The organism is Achromobacter colocynthidis (assembly GCF_057334535.1).
Genome location: NZ_JBHFIZ010000006.1, coordinates 1 through 18,372 on the forward strand (window position 1 = coordinate 1; position 18,372 = coordinate 18,372).

At 63.4% G+C, this 18,372-nt stretch carries 17 protein-coding genes; 15 read left to right on the plus strand and 2 right to left on the minus strand.

Going from position 1 to position 18,372, the window contains the following annotated elements; all coding sequences use genetic code 11:
• Together ubiG and ompA are read right to left on the minus strand one after the other, a co-directional pair.
• On the minus strand, window positions 1–577 hold a 577-nt coding region (gene ubiG / locus ACE04A_RS02880), incomplete at its 3' end, for a bifunctional 2-polyprenyl-6-hydroxyphenol methylase/3-demethylubiquinol 3-O-methyltransferase UbiG (RefSeq protein WP_485819846.1).
• 151 nt (window positions 578–728) lie between these two features.
• Window positions 729–1,310 (minus strand): outer membrane protein OmpA, encoded by a 582-nt coding sequence (gene ompA, locus ACE04A_RS02885; RefSeq protein WP_050447851.1) that lies wholly within the window; start codon window positions 1,308–1,310, stop codon window positions 729–731.
• Between the two features lie 412 nt (window positions 1,311–1,722).
• On the opposite strand from ompA, the gene gyrA reads away from it, so the two are divergent.
• The 15 genes from gyrA to cysM all read left to right on the plus strand — a co-directional run bounded on the left by gyrA (window position 1,723) and on the right by cysM (window position 18,365).
• Complete coding sequence (gyrA, locus tag ACE04A_RS02890) at window positions 1,723–4,407, plus strand: DNA gyrase subunit A (RefSeq protein WP_485819847.1); 2,685 nt, start codon at window positions 1,723–1,725, stop codon at window positions 4,405–4,407.
• Window positions 4,407–5,537, plus strand: coding sequence for a 3-phosphoserine/phosphohydroxythreonine transaminase (gene serC / locus ACE04A_RS02895; RefSeq protein ID WP_259251769.1), 1,131 nt, complete (start codon window positions 4,407–4,409; stop codon window positions 5,535–5,537). The genes gyrA and serC overlap by 1 nt, the downstream gene beginning before the upstream one ends.
• A complete protein-coding gene (pheA, locus tag ACE04A_RS02900; protein WP_485819848.1) occupies window positions 5,530–6,615 on the plus strand; it encodes a prephenate dehydratase in 1,086 nt (361 codons plus the stop codon). Before serC ends, pheA begins: the two co-directional genes overlap by 8 nt.
• Window positions 6,616–6,624: 9 nt before the next feature.
• Window positions 6,625–7,746 carry a histidinol-phosphate transaminase gene (gene hisC, locus ACE04A_RS02905; RefSeq protein ID WP_100857195.1) on the plus strand — a complete coding sequence of 374 codons (1,122 nt, stop codon included), beginning with the start codon at window positions 6,625–6,627 and terminating at the stop codon, window positions 7,744–7,746.
• On the plus strand, window positions 7,743–8,645 hold the full coding sequence (locus ACE04A_RS02910) for a prephenate dehydrogenase (protein WP_485819849.1): 903 nt from the start codon (window positions 7,743–7,745) through the stop codon (window positions 8,643–8,645). Before hisC ends, ACE04A_RS02910 begins: the two co-directional genes overlap by 4 nt.
• A gap of 5 nt (window positions 8,646–8,650) precedes the next feature.
• The gene (gene aroA, locus ACE04A_RS02915; protein ID WP_259251765.1) at window positions 8,651–9,973 is read left to right on the plus strand and encodes a 3-phosphoshikimate 1-carboxyvinyltransferase; all 1,323 of its coding nucleotides are present in this window, start codon (window positions 8,651–8,653) and stop codon (window positions 9,971–9,973) included.
• Window positions 9,974–9,985: 12 nt separating this feature from the next.
• Window positions 9,986–10,696, plus strand: coding sequence for a (d)CMP kinase (gene cmk, locus ACE04A_RS02920; protein ID WP_279996672.1), 711 nt, complete (start codon window positions 9,986–9,988; stop codon window positions 10,694–10,696).
• A gap of 231 nt (window positions 10,697–10,927) precedes the next feature.
• On the plus strand, window positions 10,928–12,640 hold the full coding sequence (gene rpsA, locus ACE04A_RS02925) for a 30S ribosomal protein S1 (protein WP_006225145.1): 1,713 nt from the start codon (window positions 10,928–10,930) through the stop codon (window positions 12,638–12,640).
• A 3-nt stretch (window positions 12,641–12,643) separates the two neighbouring features.
• On the plus strand, window positions 12,644–13,003 hold the full coding sequence (locus tag ACE04A_RS02930; RefSeq protein WP_046802728.1) for an integration host factor subunit beta: 360 nt from the start codon (window positions 12,644–12,646) through the stop codon (window positions 13,001–13,003).
• A 139-nt stretch (window positions 13,004–13,142) separates the two neighbouring features.
• Window positions 13,143–13,457 carry a LapA family protein gene (locus ACE04A_RS02935; protein WP_046802729.1) on the plus strand — a complete coding sequence of 105 codons (315 nt, stop codon included), beginning with the start codon at window positions 13,143–13,145 and terminating at the stop codon, window positions 13,455–13,457.
• A 60-nt stretch (window positions 13,458–13,517) separates the two neighbouring features.
• Window positions 13,518–14,732, plus strand: coding sequence for a lipopolysaccharide assembly protein LapB (gene lapB, locus ACE04A_RS02940; protein ID WP_259251761.1), 1,215 nt, complete (start codon window positions 13,518–13,520; stop codon window positions 14,730–14,732).
• A complete protein-coding gene (gene rfaE1, locus ACE04A_RS02945) occupies window positions 14,729–15,670 on the plus strand; it encodes a D-glycero-beta-D-manno-heptose-7-phosphate kinase (protein WP_259251760.1) in 942 nt (313 codons plus the stop codon). Before lapB ends, rfaE1 begins: the two co-directional genes overlap by 4 nt.
• Window positions 15,667–16,656, plus strand: a complete 990-nt coding sequence (rfaD, locus tag ACE04A_RS02950) for an ADP-glyceromanno-heptose 6-epimerase (RefSeq protein ID WP_100857188.1) — start codon at window positions 15,667–15,669, stop codon at window positions 16,654–16,656. The genes rfaE1 and rfaD overlap by 4 nt, the downstream gene beginning before the upstream one ends.
• A 187-nt stretch (window positions 16,657–16,843) precedes the next feature.
• Window positions 16,844–17,374, plus strand: a complete 531-nt coding sequence (locus ACE04A_RS02955; RefSeq protein WP_485819850.1) for a ComEA family DNA-binding protein — start codon at window positions 16,844–16,846, stop codon at window positions 17,372–17,374.
• A gap of 82 nt (window positions 17,375–17,456) precedes the next feature.
• The gene (cysM, locus tag ACE04A_RS02960; RefSeq protein ID WP_100857887.1) at window positions 17,457–18,365 is read left to right on the plus strand and encodes a cysteine synthase CysM; all 909 of its coding nucleotides are present in this window, start codon (window positions 17,457–17,459) and stop codon (window positions 18,363–18,365) included.
• Window positions 18,366–18,372 lie beyond the last annotated feature (7 nt).

Here is an 18,372-nt window from a genome sequence, read left to right on the forward strand (position 1 = left end):
GGTCATAGCTGTGGGTGCCGCGGGGCAGCAGCCGCAGGACGTATTCCGCGCCAATGATGGCAAACAGGAATGCCTTGGCGTTGCGGTTCAGGGTGGAAAAGAACACCCAGCCCCCCGGTTTCACCAGGGTGGAGCAGGCACGCACGATGGACGCCGGATCGGGCACGTGTTCCAGCATTTCCATGCAAGTGACCACGTCGTACTGGCCGGGCTGTTCGGTAGCCAGTTCTTCCACGGGCACTTTGCGGTATTCCACTTTCACGCCCGACTCCAGGCCATGCAGGCGAGCCACCTTGAGAGATTTGTCCGCCAGGTCGATACCGGTTACGTCCGCGCCGCCGCGCGCCATCGCCTCAGACAGGATGCCGCCGCCGCAGCCGACATCCAGCACCTTTTTGCCGGCAAGGCTGCCCGCGCATTCCTGAATCCATTCCAACCGCAGCGGATTGATGGCGTGCAGCGGCTTGAACTCGCTTTCGGGATCCCACCAACGGCTGGCCAAGGCACTGAACTTGTCGAGTTCAGCCTGATCAGCATTGACGGCAGGGCGGTCGGAGTCGTGAATTTGCGTGGTCATGGGAAGGTCCAGCGAAAGGCGACGCTATATATATAGAGGGGCCCGCCGTGCGCTGCCGGACAGGCCACGCGCCGGGGCACCATATTGGTGCGCAGCGGACGAAAAAAAGGGCCTCGCTATGCGAGGCCCCTTATTGTAGCTAGTCCGGCAATTACTTGCGGCTACCCACGATTTCGATTTCAACGCGACGGTTTTGGGCACGGCCCTCTTTCGTCTTGTTGGAAGCGATCGGGTTCAGCTCACCCTTGCCTTCCGTGTAGATACGGTTCGGGTCGATGCCCTTGCTGACCAGGTAGGTCTTGACCGAAGCGGCGCGGCGCTCGGACAGCTTCTGGTTGTAGGCTTCCGTGCCGATCGAGTCGGTGTGGCCAACAGCAATGATGGTTTCCAGCTCGATACCGCGAGCTTGCTGGGCGACTTGGTCCAGCAATTGACGGCCTTCGGGCTTCAGGGTCGACTTGTCGAAGTCGAAGAACGTGTCAGCATTGAACACGACCTTTGCCGCCATCGGGGCCGGCTTCGCCTTCTGTTGTGCAACCGGGACACCGTCGCAACCGGGGATACCGGTGGCAGGGGTCCAGAAAGCATCGCGCCAGCACAGTTCGTTCGTACCGTTTTTCCAAACGTCACCGAACGGGTTGCGCCAGTTGTCCACGGTTTGCGCGGAAGCTACACCAGAGGCCGTGACGGCGGCGAAGGCGAGCGCCAGAGCGAATTTGGAGGGTTTGTTCATGTTTCTCCTCGTTGAGCTTGAAGCTGGATAAGTGACTCGCAGCGAACCCCCGCCGCATATCAGGAAAACGGGGCCAGTATAGCAACGCCAAGAGCTGGTTCAAAGTATTAGCTACTGGGTTTCCTGCGTGCTGGAAACAATCTTAAGGCATTTGGGGGCCTTTGGCTTCCCTGGAGAGCCGCATTAATGCTGGATACGACGTTTTCGGCGCTCGTTCGGTTTTCCATGTTGGTTTTTGACAACAGGGCCGTGGGGCGCCATCGGGCGGCCAACGAGGCGGCTTGAGCGATGGGCGGGGCGAACGCCTGGCGGGCTCCTGCGGCAACCCCGGCAAACGGGAACGGAATCGAATGATAGAATTTCCTGTTTACCCGGCCCGGGTTCCTCCTTACACGATTCTGTCGTTATATATATGGATTCCTTTGCCAAGGAGACGCTTCCGGTTTCGCTGGAAGAAGAGATGCGCCGCAGTTACCTCGATTACGCGATGAGCGTGATCGTTGGGCGGGCGCTACCGGATGTGCGGGACGGGCTCAAACCCGTCCACCGGCGCGTGCTCTACGCGATGCATGAGCTTAACAACGACTGGAACCGCGCTTACAAGAAGTCAGCGCGTATCGTCGGGGACGTTATCGGTAAGTACCACCCCCACGGTGACCAGTCCGTTTATGACACCATTGTCCGCATGGCGCAGGATTTCTCCATGCGCTATATGCTTGTCGATGGTCAGGGCAACTTCGGCTCCATCGACGGCGACAACGCCGCGGCGATGCGTTACACCGAAATCCGCCTGGCGAAGATCGCCCACGAATTGCTGGCCGACATCGACCAGGAAACGGTGGACTTCGGCCCCAACTACGACGGCAGCGAACAAGAACCGCTGCTGTTGCCGTCGCGCCTGCCCAACCTGCTGGTCAACGGCAGCTCGGGTATTGCCGTGGGCATGGCCACCAACATTCCGCCGCACAACCTCCAGGAAGTGGTCGACGGCTGCCTGTACTGCCTGCGCAATCCGGCCTGCACGGTCGATGAACTCATCGAGATCATCCCGGCGCCGGACTTCCCCACGGGCGGCATCATCTATGGCATGTCCGGCGTGCGCGAAGGCTATCGCACGGGTCGTGGCCGCGTCATCATGCGCGCCAAGACGCACTTCGAAGACATGGAAAAGGGCAACCGCCAAGCCATCGTCATCGACGCCATTCCCTACCAGGTCAACAAGAAGACGCTGCAGGAACGCATTGCCGAGCTCGTCAACGACAAGAAGATCGAAGGTATCTCCGATATTCGCGACGAGTCCGACAAGGACGGCATGCGCCTGGTCATCGAGCTCAAGCGCGGTGAGGTGCCAGAGGTTGTGCTGAACAACCTGTACAAGAATACGCAGTTGCAAGACACCTTCGGGATGAACCTGGTGGCGTTGGTCGATGGCCAGCCCCGCCTGCTCAACCTGAAGCAGATGATCGATTACTTCCTGCAGCATCGCCGCGAAGTGGTCACGCGCCGCACGGTGTTCCAACTGCGCAAGGCCCGCGAACGCGGCCACGTGCTGGAAGGCCTGGCCGTTGCGCTGGCCAACATCGATGATTTCATCACCATCATCAAGGCCGCGCCGACGCCTCCCGTCGCGCGCCAGGAATTGATGGCGAAGTCGTGGGATTCGTCGCTGGTGCGCGACATGCTTTCGCGCGCCGACGGTGATACGCCGGGAGGCCGCGCTGCCTTCCGTCCGGACGACCTGGGCACCGAATTCGGCTTGCAGGCCGACGGCATGTACCGCTTGAGCGATACGCAGGCTCAGGAAATCCTGAACATGCGCCTGCAACGCCTGACCGGGCTGGAGCAGGACAAGATCGTTGGCGAATACAAGGACATCATGTCCACCATTGCCGACCTGCTCGACATCCTGGCTCGCCCCGAGCGCATCACGGCCATCATCAGTGACGAACTCCAGGCCATCAAGGCCGAGTTCTCCACGAACACGAAGGACTCGCGCCGTTCGGAAATCGAACTGAACGCCACCGAGCTCGACACTGAAGACCTGATCACGCCGACCGACATGGTCGTGACCCTGTCGCACGGCGGCTACATCAAGAGCCAGCCGCTGTCCGAATACCGCTCGCAAAAGCGCGGCGGACGCGGCAAGCAGGCCACGGCGATGAAGGAACACGACTGGATCGACCAGTTGTTCATCGCCAACACGCACGACTACCTGCTGTGCTTCTCGAACCGTGGCCGCGTGTACTGGCTCAAGGTCTGGGAAGTGCCGCAAGGCACGCGCAACTCGCGTGGCAAACCCATCGTCAACATGTTCCCGCTGGCTGATGGCGAGAAGATCACCGTGGTGCTGCCGGTCAAGGAATTCAGCGAAGATCACTACGTCTTCATGGCGACGTCGCGCGGCACGGTCAAGAAGACCCCGCTGTCCGACTTCTCCAATCCGCGCAAGGCCGGCATCATCGCCGTCGACCTTGACGATGGCGACTACCTGATCGGCGCCGACCTTACCGACGGCAAGCACGATGTCATGCTGTTCTCGGATTCCGGCAAGGCCGTGCGCTTTGACGAAAACGACGTGCGTCCGATGGGCCGAAACGCCCGCGGCGTGCGCGGCATGATGCTGGAAGAAACGCAGACCGTCATCGCGCTGCTGGTTGCCGGTGACGAAACGCAGACCGTGCTGACCGCCACCGAAAACGGTTACGGCAAGCGCACGCCCATCGGTGAATACACGCGCCATGGCCGTGGCACGAAGGGCATGATCGCCATCCAGACTACCTCGCGTAACGGCAAGGTCGTGGGCGCGGTGCTGGTCAACCCGACCGACGAAATCATGCTGATCACCACCGGCGGCGTTCTGGTGCGTACCCGAGTCGCGGAAATCCGCGAAATGGGCCGCGCGACCCAAGGCGTCACGCTGATCAACGTTGATGACGGCAGCACGCTGTCCGGCGTGCGTCGTGTTGTGGAAAGCGATGCGGACGACGACGGCGAACTGGACGAAGACGTCCAGGCTGAAGGCGGCGCGACGGAAGGCGGCGACGACAGCAACGGCGCAGCGGACTCGACGGATTCGACGGAACCTACGGAGCAATAATGGCCCGCCCCTGGAACTTCTCGGCAGGCCCCTCGGCCTTGCCCGAGGTGGTATTGCAGCAAGCAGCAGCTGAGATGCTGGATTGGCATGGCAGTGGCATGTCGGTGATGGAAATGTCTCATCGCGGCAAGCACTTCGTGCAGATCTGCGACGAAGCGGAATCCGATCTGCGCGATCTTTTGGGCTTGCCCGCCGATTACGCAGTCATGTTCATGCAAGGCGGCGGTTCCGGGGAAAACGCCATCGTTCCCATGAATCTCATGGGGCGCCGCGGTACGCCGGCCGCCGACTTCGTCGTGACGGGCCATTGGTCCAAGCGTTCGTACAAGGAAGCTGGCCGCTATGGCAGCACCCACGTGGCGGCAAGCAGCGAACAGGCCATCCAGCTGGATGGCCGCGAGCAGGCGCCGCTGACCTGGGTGCCGCCGGTCGACACCTGGAACGTGCGCAAGGAATCGGCCTACCTGCACCTGTGCAGCAACGAAACCATTGGTGGCGTCGAGTTCATGGACTGGCCCGACACCGCCGCGCTGGGCGCGCCGGACGTGCCGCTGGTGGTTGATGCGTCGTCGCATTTCCTGTCGCGTCCGATGGACGTGACGCGTTGCGGCATGGTGTATGCCGGCGCGCAGAAAAACGCCGGGCCGGCAGGCGTGACCATGGTCATCGCCCGCCGCGACCTGATCGGCCACGCCTTGCCGATCTGCCCGTCGGCGTTCGATTACGCCAACGTGGCCGCTGAACATTCGCGCTACAACACGCCGCCCACCTTCGCGATTTACGTCGCGGGCCTGGTGTTCAAGTGGGTCAAGGCCAATGGCGGCGTGGCGGGCATGGAAGCCGCCAACAAGGCCAAGGCCGACTTGCTGTACGGCTACCTGGACAGCAGCAATTTCTATCGCAATCCCATTCATGCGCCCGTGCGTTCGCGCATGAACGTGCCGTTCGTACTGCGTGACGAATCGCTGAACGACGCCTTCCTTCAAGGCGCCGATGCGGCGGGTTTGACCCAGTTGAAAGGGCACAAGAGCGTGGGCGGCATGCGCGCGTCCATTTACAACGCCGTGCCCCTTGCCGGGGTGTCGGCGCTGGTCGAGTACCTGAAGGAATTCGAGCGCCGCTATGGATGACGATCTGCAGCGCAAGCTGCGCCCCTTGCGCGAACGCATTGATGCGTTGGACGCGCAAATCCTCGATCTTTTGTCGCAGCGCGCGAGCGCCGCCCTGGAAGTGGGCGAAGCCAAGCATGCCGCGCAGGCCGATGGCCCGGTGTTGCGCCCCGAGCGCGAAGCCGAGGTCATCCGCCGTTTGCAGCAGATCAACCCCGGCCCCTTCCCGAATGCGGGCGTGGCCTCGGTCTGGACCGAGATCATCTCGGCCTGCCGTGGGTTGGAGCGCGGCATGACCGTTGCCTACCTTGGCCCGCAAGGCTCGTTCTCCGAGCAGGCGGCGCTGGAACATTTCGGCCACGCCGTGCAGAAGCTGCCGTGCGTATCGTTCGATGAAGTGTTTCGCGCGGTCGAGGCCGGTCAGGCGGATGTGGGCATGGTGCCGGTGGAAAATTCCACCGAAGGCGCGGTCAACCGCAGCCTGGACCTGCTGCTGAACACGCCGCTGACAATTCTGGGCGAGCGCTCGCTGGTGATCCGCCATTGCCTGATGTCGCAATCGGGCGGCATGGAGGGCATCAAGACCATCTCGGCGCATCCGCAGGCGCTGGCTCAGTGCCAGGGCTGGCTGACGCGCAACTATCCTGATGTGGACCGCGTCGCGGCGTCCAGCAATTCCGAAGCGGCGCGCGCCGCGGCGGGGGCCCCCACCATTGCCGCAATCGCCGGCGAAGTGGCCGCGCCCGCCTGGAATCTTCAGGTGATTGCGTCCGGCATTCAGGACGATCCGCACAATCGCACCCGCTTCCTGGCCATCGGCAACATCCAGCCGCTGGTCAGTGGCAAGGACAAGACGAGCCTGATCCTGGCCGTGCCGAACCGCGCGGGCGCCGTGTACGAAATGCTGGCGCCGCTGGCGGCCAACGGCGTGTCGATGACGCGCTTTGAGTCGCGTCCCGCGCGCACCGGCCAGTGGGAATACTATTTCTACGTAGACGTCCTGGGTCACCGTAATGATCCGAACGTTGAGCGCGCCCTTGCCACGTTGCAGGCGCAGGTTGCCTACCTGAAGGTGCTGGGTTCCTACCCGGCGCCGTGAGTTCACACCATGACCACCGCATCCAAGCCCCTCGTTGCCCCCGCGCACGTCAGCGCCATCGCGCCGTATCAGGCGGGCAAACCCATTGAAGAACTGGCCCGTGAATTCGGGCTGGACCCGGCCGGCATCGTCAAGCTGGCCTCCAACGAAAACCCGCTGGGCATGCCCAAGTCGGCGCGCGCAGCCATGCTGGCCGCGGCCGAGTCCCTGGCCCGTTATCCGGACCCCAATGGTTTTGACCTGAAGGCGGCGCTGGCCGAACGTTACGGCGTGCCGATGAACTGGATCACGTTGGGCAACGGCTCGAACGATATCCTGGAGATCGCGGCGCTGGCCTTGCTGGAGCCGGGTTCGTCGGCCGTGTACGCGCAGCATTCGTTCGCGGTCTACCGCTTGGCCACGCAAGCGCGCGGCGCGCGCCACATCGTGGTGCCGGCCAAGGACTATGGCCATGATCTGGATGCGATGTTCGAGGCCATTGCCGACGATACGCGCCTGCTTTTCATTGCCAACCCTAACAATCCCACGGGCACCTTTGTGTCGGGCGACAAGGTCACGTCGTTCCTGGAGCGTGTGCATGCCGCCCACGGCGACCGCGTCACCGTCGTGCTGGACGAGGCCTACAACGAATACCTGGATCCGGAACACCGTTTCGACAGCACCGCCCTGGCGCGTCGTTTCCCGAACCTGATCATCTCGCGCACGTTCTCCAAGGCATACGGGCTGGCGGGGCTGCGCGTGGGCTTCTCGGTGTCGCAGCCGCCGCTGACTGACTTGCTGAACCGTGTGCGTCAGCCGTTCAACGTCAACACGCTGGCGCAAGCCGCCGCGATTGCCGCGTTGGGCGACACCGCCTATCTGGAAGAAGCCTATGCGTCGAACAAGTCGGGCAAGGCGCAACTGTGCGCCGCGTTTGACCGCCTGGCGCTTCGCTACGTGCCCAGCTATGGCAATTTTGTGCTGGTGCATGTGGGCGATGCGCCCCGCATCAATCTGGAATTGCTCAAGCGCGGCGTGATCGTGCGCCCCGTCGCGGGCGATGGTTTGCCGGAATGGTTGCGTGTGTCGATCGGCCTGCCCGAAGAGAACGCCCGCTTTATTGATGCCCTGACCGACATTCTGGCCACATGAACGACGCGTTACCTTCTACCGATCAGGGGGCCGCTGGCCCCCTGATTCCTGTATTGGCCGTGGTGGGCGTTGGCCTCATCGGCGGGTCGTTCGCCGCGGCGTTGCGTCGGGCGGGTCAGGTCGGCCGAGTGCTGGGTGGCGGGCGCAGCGCATCGTCGCTGGCGCGGGCGGTCGAACTGGGCCTGATCGACGAAGCCGTCAGCGCGGAAGACGCGGCGGCGCGGGCTGATCTTGTCCTGCTGTCCACACCGGTTGGTGGCTTGAAGAACGTGTTGTCGCGGATGCTGCCGCATCTGGGCGCGGGCACCGTAGTGACCGACGCGGGCAGCACCAAGGCCGAAGTCGTCGATGCCGCGCGTGAGGCGCTGGGCGAGCGGGTCGGATGCTTCGTGCCAGGTCATCCGATCGCAGGCGCAGAGCGCACGGGCCCCGAGGCGGCTGATGCCAAGCTCTACGCCGGTCGCACCGTCATCCTGACGCCGCTTGCCGAGAACAGCGCCGCGTCCATCAGCCTGGTGCGCCGCGCGTGGCAGGCCTGCGGTTCAAGCGTGATCGATATGGATGCGGGCGCGCACGACCGTGTGCTGGCGTCGGTCAGCCATCTGCCGCACCTGCTGTCGTCGGTGTATATGGAGCAGGTGGCCACGGCCGCTGACGCCCGCACCCGGCTTGACCTCGCGGGTAGCGGTTTTCGTGATTTCACGCGCATTGCGGCGGGTTCGCCGGAGATGTGGCGCGATATCTTTTTATCCAATCGCGATGCGATGCTGGCCGAGCTTGCCGACGTGCGCGCCGTGCTGGATCGCGCCGAACGCGCCATTGCCGACGGCGATGACGCGGCGTTGCTGGCATTGCTGGATACGGCGGCCCAAGCGCGCCGCAACTGGCAGAAGGAGTAGCTGACATGGGCGCTTTGCCTTATCTGGACCTGCCGCGCGTGCGGCAGGCGCAGGGCGTGATGGCCTTGCCGGGGTCCAAGAGCATTTCCAATCGCGTGCTGCTGTTGTCGGCGATTGCCGAGGGCACCACCACCATTACCGGCCTGCTGGACTCCGACGATACGCGCGTCATGCTGGGCGCCTTGCGCCAATTGGGCGTGCAGGTGTCTGAATTGGATGCCGGTTGCGTGACGGTCCAGGGCGTGCGGCGTTTTCCGGTTGAAAGCGCCGACCTTTTCATGGGCAACGCCGGCACGGCGATACGCCCGCTGACGGCCGCGCTGGCGCTCATGGGTGGCGACTACCGCCTGTCGGGCGTGCCGCGCATGCACGAACGGCCCATCGGCGATCTTGCTGACGCCTTGAATGCACTGGGCGCCAGTATTGATTACCTGGGTCAGCCGGGTTATCCGCCGCTGCACATTGGCCAGGGCCAGATCTCGGATGATGCGGTGGCGCGCGTGCAGGGTTCGGTGTCCAGCCAGTTCTTGACCGCCTTGCTGCTGGCGGCGCCCTTGCAGGCAGGCCGTAGCGGTAAGCCGGTAACGATTGAAGTGGTCGGCGAGCTGATCTCCAAGCCCTATATCGAGATCACGCTGAACCTGATGGCACGCTTCGGCGTGCAGGTGCGGCGCGATGGCTGGACCCGTTTTGTGATCGATGGCGGCGCGGGCTACCGCAGCCCGGGCCAGATCGCGGTGGAAGGCGATGCCTCCACAGCGTCTTACTTCTTGGCACTTGGCGCGATTGGTGGCGGCCCCTTGCGGGTAACGGGCGTGGGCGCCGACAGCATTCAGGGCGACGTCGCGTTTGCCGACACGCTGGCGCAGATGGGCGCAAATGTGGCGTACGGACCCGACTGGATCGAGGTTTCCGGCGTGCGTGTGGCCGACGGTGCGCGCTTGAAAGCCTTCGACACGGATTTCAATCTGATCCCGGACGCGGCCATGACCGCCGCCGCGCTGGCGCTATATGCCGACGGCCCGTGCCTGTTGCGCAACATTGGCAGTTGGCGCGTGAAGGAAACCGACCGCATCCACGCCATGCAGACCGAGCTTGAAAAGCTTGGCGCCCAGGTGGAGTCGGGGCCGGATTGGCTACGCGTCATCCCGCCGTCGCCGGATGCCTGGCGCGACGCGCAAATCGGCACCTGGGATGACCACCGCATGGCAATGTGCTTTTCATTGGCGGCGTTTGGGCCGGCGGCCGTCCGGATTATGGATCCCGGTTGCGTCAGCAAGACGTTCCCGGGTTATTTTGATGTTTACGCAAGCCTGGTCTCGGCCTAGCGCACTTTCCACATGACTTTGATTTCATCGACAGATTCCCCCGCCGCCGTCATCACCATCGATGGCCCCACCGCGTCCGGCAAGGGCACGGTGGCGCATCGCGTCGCCAAGGCGCTGGGCTGGGCGGTTCTGGATAGTGGCGCGCTGTACCGCCTGACCGCCTTGGCCGCCCTCAAGCAGGGTGTGGCCGCCGACGACGAGGCCGGCGTCGCGCGCGTGGCGGAAACCCTGGATGTTCAATTCGACGGCCCGCACGTCTACCTGGCGGGGGTGGATGTCGGGCATGACATTCGCCGCGAGGAAGTGGGTAATTTTGCTTCCCGCGTGGCGGCATTCCCCGGCGTGCGCCGTGCTTTGCTAGAGCGCCAGCGTGCCTTCCGGCTGCCCCCGGGGCTAGTTGCGGACGGCCGAGATATGGGCACGGTGGTCTTTCCCGACGCGTCCCTGAAGGTGTTCTTGGTCGCCGACGTGGTGGCTCGGGCGGAGAGGCGGCGTAAGCAGTTGATCGAAAAGGGAATTTCTGCTAATCTAGACGACCTTCTGCGAGACATGCGCGAGCGAGACGCCCGCGATACCGAACGCGCCACGGCGCCGCTGGCTCCCGCAGCAGACGCACACGTACTGGATTCGTCTAATTTGACGATTGCTGAAACGGTGCAGGCAATACTGGATTTTTGGCAGCAAGAGAAAGGCAAGGGTGGGTTGTTAAACCCAGTGGGCTAAGCCCGGTGGACTGAAACCCGCCCTGGCATTGGTGAATTTCAGCCAATGTAGCCAAGCCAAAACATCCAGGCCAAGATTTTTTACTTGATTAGGCCCTGTCCTAGCCAGGCGCAACCCCCACGGGCCACCCCGCAGGGCAAACCGGCAGGCAGGTATTTTGACTCCACTGTGGCGGGCAATCCGCTGCGGTGTGTTCTTAACGGCCATTTCGGCCCAATGGATTTCAACCCCATGTCTTCCGTTTCCACTACCGCCACCGGCGGCGAAAGTTTCGCCGACCTTTTCGCACAAAGCCTCAAGAGCCAGGACATGAAGTCCGGCGAGGTCATCAGCGCCGAAGTCGTGCGCGTCGACCATAATTTCGTCGTCGTCAACGCCGGCCTGAAGTCCGAAGCGCTGATCCCCCTGGAAGAGTTCCTGAATGACCAGGGCGAGCTCGAAGTGCAACCCGGCGATTTCGTCTCGGTGGCCATCGATTCCCTGGAAAACGGCTACGGCGACACCATCCTGTCGCGTGACCGCGCCAAGCGCCTGTCGGCCTGGCTGCAGCTGGAAAAGGCCCTGGAAAACGGCGAACTGGTTACCGGCACCATCACCGGCAAGGTGAAGGGCGGCCTGACCGTCATGACCAACGGCATCCGCGCGTTCCTGCCGGGTTCGCTGGTGGACCTGCGTCCGGTCAAGGACACCACCCCGTACGAAGGCAAGACCCTCGAATTCAAGGTCATCAAGCTCGACCGCAAGCGCAACAACGTTGTGCTGTCGCGTCGCCAGGTGCTGGAAGCCAGCATGGGCGAAGAGCGTCAAAAGCTGCTCGAAACCCTGCACGAAGGTGCTGTGGTCAAGGGCGTGGTCAAGAACATCACCGACTACGGCGCGTTCGTTGACCTGGGCGGCATCGACGGCCTGCTGCACATCACCGACATGGCATGGCGTCGCGTGCGTCACCCGTCCGAAGTCCTGCAAGTGGGTCAAGAAGTCGAAGCCAAGGTCCTCAAGTTCGACCAGGAAAAGAGCCGCGTCTCGCTGGGCGTCAAGCAACTGGGCGAAGATCCGTGGGTGGGCCTGGCTCGCCGCTACCCGCAAGGCACCCGCCTGTTCGGTAAGGTCACGAACCTGACCGACTACGGCGCGTTCGTTGAAGTCGAAGCCGGCATCGAAGGCCTGGTTCACGTCTCCGAAATGGACTGGACCAACAAGAACGTCGACCCGCGCAAGGTTGTTACCCTGGGCGAAGAAGTCGAAGTCATGGTCCTGGAAATCGACGAAGACCGTCGTCGTATTTCGCTGGGCATGAAGCAGTGCCGTCAGAACCCGTGGGAAGAGTTCGCTACGAACTTCAAGCGCGGCGACAAGGTCCGCGGCGCCATCAAGTCGATCACCGACTTCGGCGTGTTCGTCGGCCTGCCTGGCGGCATCGACGGCCTGGTTCACCTGTCCGACCTGTCGTGGACGGAAACGGGCGAAGAAGCCGTGCGCAACTTCAAGAAGGGCGACGAGATCGAAGCCGTGGTTCTGGGCATCGATACCGACAAGGAACGCATCTCGCTGGGCATCAAGCAGCTGGAAGGCGACCCCTTCAACAACTTCGTCGCCACGTTTGACAAGGGCGCGGTTGTTCCGGGCACCATCAAGTCCGTCGAAGCCAAGGGCGCTGTGGTTACGCTGTCCGTGGACGTTGAAGGCTACCTGCGCGCTTCCGAGATCTCCTCGGGCCGCGTTGAAGATGCCACCACCGTGCTGAACGCCGGCGAAAACATCGAAGCCATGATCGTCAACATCGACCGCAAGACGCGTTCGATCCAACTGTCGATCAAGGCTCGCGACAACGCCGAAACCGCCGATACGATCCAGCGCATGTCCGACGCCAGCGCTTCGTCCGGCACCACCAACCTCGGCGCGCTGCTGAAGGCCAAGCTGGACCAACAGCGCAACGACGGTTAATTCGTGACCAAGTCGGAGCTGATCGCCGCCTTGGCGGCCCGCTATCCTCAGCTGGCCGCCCGCGACACCGATTACGCCGTCAAGACCGTGCTGGATGCAATGACCCAGGCCCTGGCCTCGGGTCAGCGCATCGAGATCCGCGGCTTTGGCAGCTTCTCGTTGTCGCAGCGGTCTCCCCGCATCGGTCGCAATCCGAAGTCTGGCGAACAAGTGCTGGTGCCTGGTAAACAGGTGCCGCATTTCAAGGCAGGCAAGGAATTGCGCGAGCGGGTTGACCTGGTCGGCGGCAACGATGAGGACGCCCAGTCCTCTGGATCGGGTGAACCGATGACGTCAATGGCAAGCTTGCACGCCATGCACTGACGAATCGGCTAGTAAGGCTGCCTACGGGCAGATCGGACCGAGAACAGGCCCCTTGAGAAATCAAGGGGCTTTGTTTTTTTCCTTCGACTGTTAAGACGTCGCTTACAATTGACAGTCTTGAATCTCTGGAGCATGCGTCATGCGCTATCTCGTCTGGGCCCTGCGATTGCTCGTGTTTATTGCGGTATTGATGTTCGCCTTGAAGAACACCGATCCCGTCGCCGTGAAGTTCTATGCGGACTACGTCGTGCAAGATGTGCCGCTGATCGTCGTGATGCTGGTCGTATTCGTGGCTGGCGCCTTGTTCGGCCTGTTGTTGACCGTGCCTGCCGCCATGCGCCGCCGCCGCGAAGCCATGCGCTTGCGCCGCGAGCTGGACCGCGTCCAGGCCGCCGCCAACGGCACCACGCCCGTCGTGCCGCCCGAAGCCGTTGCACCGATGTCTCCGCTCTGATGGCGGGCCAATCACCGCACGTCCCGCATATCGCACTGAATTACCGCATGAGCCCGAACCGTGGATTTTGAACCTTGGTGGTTGATTTTCGTGCCGGTGTTGTTCGCGCTGGGCTGGCTGGCCGCGCGCTTCGATATCCGGCAGATGCTTCGGGAAACCCGCAGCCTGCCCGACTCCTATTTCCGGGGGCTGAATTTCCTGCTCAATGAAGAGCCGGACCGCGCGATCGATGCCTTTGTCGAAGTCGCCAAGCTGGACCCGGAAACCACAGAGCTGCACTTCGCGCTGGGCAGCCTGTTCCGGCGGCGCGGTGAAATGGAGCGCGCCATCCGCGTGCACCAAAGCCTGCTCAGCCGTTCCGACCTGCCCGATGCCGAACGCGAGCACGCCCAGCACGAACTGGCGCAGGACTTTCTTAAAGCTGGCATGCTGGACCGCGCCGAAAGCGGTTTCGAGCAGTTGAAGGACACGCGCTACGCGCTGCCTGCGCTGCGTTCGCTGATCCGCATCTTTGAATCCGAGCACGACTGGCCGCGCGCGATCGAAGCGGTCAAGACCTTGCAGGGCCTGGTCGACGAGCCGGTGCCGCAAATCGTTCACTACTACTGCGAACAGGCGCAGACCGCGCTGTCGGCCAAGCCCGCGGACGTGGATGCCGCACACAAGGCGCTGGATGCCGCCGACCACGCCTTGTCGACTACCGATGCCACGGTAGGCAAGGGCGCCATGGTGCGCACTGCCATGCTGCGCGCCCGCCTGGCCTCGCTGGAGCAGGACCCGAAGCGCGAACGGCTCTACCTGGAATCGGTAATGACCGACGCGCCCGAATTCGCGGGGTTGGTGGCCGAGCCACTGCTGGCCAACTATCGCGCTGCCAATCAGATCGAGGCGGGCCTGGATTTCCTGATGAAGCAATATCAGCGCCACGCCTCGTTGGATCTCTTTAATGTCGTGTTCCGCGAACTGCGCGCGCAGCAAGGGTCGGAAGTCGCCTGGGCGTTTGCACGCGGTGCGTTGCGCAGTCATCCGTCCCTGCTGGGCTTGGACCGGCTGTTGGAAGCCGAACTGGCCAATCCGGAAGGTGGCGCCGAAAAGGGGCCGGTACCCGGCGCCGACCTGACGCTGCTGCGCAGCCTGATTCACAAGCATACGCAACGCCTGGACCGCTATGCGTGCCGCAGTTGCGGTTTTCAAGCGCGTCGTTTTTACTGGCAATGTCCCGGCTGCAACGCCTGGGAGACCTATGCGCCGCGCCGCCTGGAAGAACTTGAATGAAGCCTTTCCCCGCCGAAGCCATTTCGCAAGGCCGCGTCCTCGTGGTTGGCGACGTGATGCTGGACCGCTACTGGTTCGGTGAAGTTGAACGCATCTCGCCGGAAGCCCCCGTGCCCGTGGTGCGCGTTGCGCGCCGTGAAGACCGCTTGGGCGGCGCCGCCAACGTGGCGCGCAACGTCGCTGCGTTGGGTGGCCAGGTGACGCTGGTGGGCGTGCTGGGCGCGGACGAAGCCGGCGACAGTATCCGCCGCCTATCCGCCGAGGCCGGTATCCATACCGACCTGATTGCCGACCCGTCCCTGCACACCACGCTGAAGATGCGCGTGCTGGGCCGCCAGCAGCAATTGCTGCGCGTGGACTTCGAACAGCATCCCGAACAAGCCGCGTTGGATAGCGTGGACGCCGCGCTGGCCCGTCACCTGGCCAATCACGATGTCGTGGTGCTGTCCGACTACGCCAAGGGCGTGTTGACGCGCGTTGAATCGCTCGTGGCCATGGCGCGCCATGCGGGCATTCCGGTGCTGGTGGACCCCAAGGGCGACGACTATTCGCGCTATCGCGGCGCGACGCTGGTCACCCCCAACCGGGCGGAAATGCAGCAGGCCGTGGGCCGCTGGAATTCCGAAGCCGAATTGACCGAGCGCGCGCAACGATTGCGCGCCAATCTTGACCTCGAAGCACTGCTTGTGACCCGTTCCGAGCAGGGCATGACTTTGTTTACCGATGCGGGACGCGACCACATCGATGCGCAGGCGCACGAAGTGTTCGATGTGTCCGGCGCAGGCGATACGGTGCTGGCCACCTTGGCGGTTTCACGCGCCATCGGCTTGCCGTGGGCCGAGTCGATGGGCTGGGCTAACAAGGCCGGCGGCATCGCCGTGGGCAAGCTGGGCACGTCCGTCGTTACCGCCGCGGAATTGGCAGGAGAATCCTCATGATCGTCGTAACCGGAGCCGCGGGCTTCATCGGCAGCAACCTGGTGCGCGGGCTCAACCGCCGTGGCATCCATGACATCATCGCGGTTGACGATTTGACCGAGGGCGACAAGTTCGTCAATTTGGTCGATTGCCAGGTCGCCGACTACATGGACAAGGACGACTTCCGCCGCCGCGTGGCTGATGGAAGCCTGCCCGAGGTGCGCGCGGTGCTGCATCAAGGCGCGTGCTCGGACACGACCGAGCGCAACGGCCGCTACATGATGGACAACAATTACCGCGTCACGCTGGAACTGTTCGAGTTCTGCCAGGCGCGCCGCATTCCGTTCCTGTATGCCTCGTCCGCCGCCGTCTACGGTGCGTCGTCGGTCTATGTGGAAGACCCGGCCAACGAAGGGCCGCTGAACGTCTACGGCTACTCCAAGCTGCTGTTCGATCAGGTGCTGCGCAAGCGCATGGACAGCCTGACGGCGCAGGTCGTGGGCCTGCGCTATTTCAACGTCTATGGTCCGCACGAACAGCACAAGGGCCGCATGGCCTCGGTGGCGTTCCACAACATGAACCAGTTCCTGGAGCACGGCCACGTGCGTCTGTTCGCGGGTTGGGACGGCTATGTGGATGGTGGCCAAAGCCGCGACTTCATCTCGGTCGAAGACGTGGTGGCGGTCAACCTGCACTTTTTGGATCATCCCGAGCAGTCCGGCATCTTCAACTGCGGCACGGGGCGTGCTCAGCCGTTCAATGACGTGGCCGCCGCGGTCGTGAACACGCTGCGCGCCGAACGGGGAGAGGCCAACTTGACCTTGGCGCAACTGGTGGAACTGGACCTGATCCGCTATATCCCGTTCCCCGACGACCTAAAAGGGCGCTATCAAAGCTATACGCAGGCCGACGTCACGCAACTGCGTGCGGTCGGCTTTCAGGCGCCGATGCGCGATGTGCAAACGGGCGTGGCCGAATACGTACGGTATTGGCGCGCTCGCCGTTGATATCGCGCTAAGGCGCCATGACAAGAAGCCACCCTTGAGGTGGCTTTTTTTCGTCTCCGTATGGCTTCGCCCGCGTAGTTCCCGAGGTGGATCATTCCATTCACTGCCCGGCCCAAAAGCGGGGCGGGAAGCCATGATCTGGGTGTGGTTCGGCACCTGCCGCGCCCATTCTTTCTGGAGACTTCCCATGAACGCTTTTTCCGTACCCGCCGTCGCCCGGCGCTCCTTGACCATGCCTTGGCACAAACGCCATTCGCGTCAGGTGGCTGGGGGCACGCAAGGCGGGCGCCGCTTGTGGCAGCACACCCTGGGTGCGATCCTGCTCATTGGCGGCCTCGGTTTCGCCGCACCCGAAGCGCGGGCGCTGGATGTGAACCAGGCCAGCGCGCAGCAACTGGAGACCATCCGCGGCATTGGTCCCCGCACGGCCGAGATCATCATCAACGAACGCGAGCGGGGCGGCCGCTTTGATTCGTTCGAAGACCTGGCTGAGCGCGTGCGCGGTATCGGCGAGAAGAAGGCAAAGGCACTGGAGGCGGCCGGCTTGCAGGTGGGTGAAGGGGATACCGCAACCCAAGCCGCCGCAGCGACTGCCGCCTCGGCACCGGCTGCCCCAGCCTCGGCGCCAAGCAGTTCGGCCGCTTCCAAACCGGCCGGCAAGCCCGCCAACCGGCCGGCCACCGGCAAAGCCGCGACTCCGCAGCCCGGCCGGCCCTGACGCCAGCCGGCTGCCAGGGAACCCCTGGCACGAGCGCGGCTTTTGCCCGCGCTCGCTGTCGGGCGGAGTTATGATCTTTCGCATGACTACTACCTACCCCACTATCGAGCAGACCGTCGGCAATACGCCTTTGGTGCGTTTGCAGCGCATTCCCGGTGCCGCGGGCGCCGCGCGTGGCAACGTCATCCTGGCCAAGCTGGAAGGCAACAACCCCGCCGGTTCCGTGAAGGACCGTCCGGCCTTGTCGATGATCCAGCACGCGGAAGCGCGCGGCGACATCAAGCCGGGCGATACCCTCATCGAAGCCACCAGCGGCAACACCGGCATCGCCCTGGCCATGGCGGCCGCGATGAAGGGCTACCGCATGATCTTGATCATGCCCGACAACCTGTCGGTGGAACGCCGTGCGGCCATGGCGGCTTATGGCGCCGAGCTGATCCTGACGCCCGCCGACAAGGGCGGCATGGAGTATGCCCGCGACCTGGCCACCGAAATGCAGGCGGACGGCAGGGGCGTGGTGCTGGACCAATTCGCCAACCCCGATAATCCGCGTGCGCACGTGGAATCCACCGGTCCGGAACTCTGGACGCAAACCGATGGGCGCATTACCCACTTCGTCAGCGCCATGGGCACCACGGGCACCATCATGGGGGTGTCGACCTACCTGAAGTCGCGCAATCCGGCCGTACAGATCGTCGGTGCGCAGCCGGCCGAAGGATCGCAGATCCCCGGTATCCGCAAGTGGCCCGAAGCCTATTTGCCCAAGATTTTCGACCGCAGCCGTGTGGATGCCTACGAGTCCATCGAACAGTCGGAAGCCGAAACCATGGCTCGTCGGCTGGCGGCGGAAGAGGGAATCTTTGGCGGTATCTCCTCCGCGGGCGCGCTGGTTGCCGCGTTGCGCGTGGCCGAGCGCGTCAACGACGCGACCATCGTGTTTATTGTCTGCGACCGTGGCGACCGCTACCTGTCGACAGGCGTCTTCAACTGAGCCTGTC

Excerpts from the sequence above, each read along its gene's own strand:
- ompA (WP_050447851.1), bottom strand. The coding sequence starts at position 1,310 with ATGAACAAACCCTCCAAATTCGCTCTGGCGCTCGCCTTCGCCGCCGTC.
- gyrA (WP_485819847.1), top strand. The coding sequence starts at position 1,723 with ATGGATTCCTTTGCCAAGGAGACGCTTCCGGTTTCGCTGGAAGAAGAG.
- serC (WP_259251769.1), top strand. The coding sequence starts at position 4,407 with ATGGCCCGCCCCTGGAACTTCTCGGCAGGCCCCTCGGCCTTGCCCGAG.
- pheA (WP_485819848.1), top strand. The coding sequence starts at position 5,530 with ATGGATGACGATCTGCAGCGCAAGCTGCGCCCCTTGCGCGAACGCATT.
- hisC (WP_100857195.1), top strand. The coding sequence starts at position 6,625 with ATGACCACCGCATCCAAGCCCCTCGTTGCCCCCGCGCACGTCAGCGCC.
- ACE04A_RS02910 (WP_485819849.1), top strand. The coding sequence starts at position 7,743 with ATGAACGACGCGTTACCTTCTACCGATCAGGGGGCCGCTGGCCCCCTG.
- aroA (WP_259251765.1), top strand. The coding sequence starts at position 8,651 with ATGGGCGCTTTGCCTTATCTGGACCTGCCGCGCGTGCGGCAGGCGCAG.
- cmk (WP_279996672.1), top strand. The coding sequence starts at position 9,986 with ATGACTTTGATTTCATCGACAGATTCCCCCGCCGCCGTCATCACCATC.
- rpsA (WP_006225145.1), top strand. The coding sequence starts at position 10,928 with ATGTCTTCCGTTTCCACTACCGCCACCGGCGGCGAAAGTTTCGCCGAC.
- ACE04A_RS02935 (WP_046802729.1), top strand. The coding sequence starts at position 13,143 with ATGCGCTATCTCGTCTGGGCCCTGCGATTGCTCGTGTTTATTGCGGTA.
- rfaE1 (WP_259251760.1), top strand. The coding sequence starts at position 14,729 with ATGAAGCCTTTCCCCGCCGAAGCCATTTCGCAAGGCCGCGTCCTCGTG.
- rfaD (WP_100857188.1), top strand. The coding sequence starts at position 15,667 with ATGATCGTCGTAACCGGAGCCGCGGGCTTCATCGGCAGCAACCTGGTG.
- ACE04A_RS02955 (WP_485819850.1), top strand. The coding sequence starts at position 16,844 with ATGAACGCTTTTTCCGTACCCGCCGTCGCCCGGCGCTCCTTGACCATG.
- cysM (WP_100857887.1), top strand. The coding sequence starts at position 17,457 with ATGACTACTACCTACCCCACTATCGAGCAGACCGTCGGCAATACGCCT.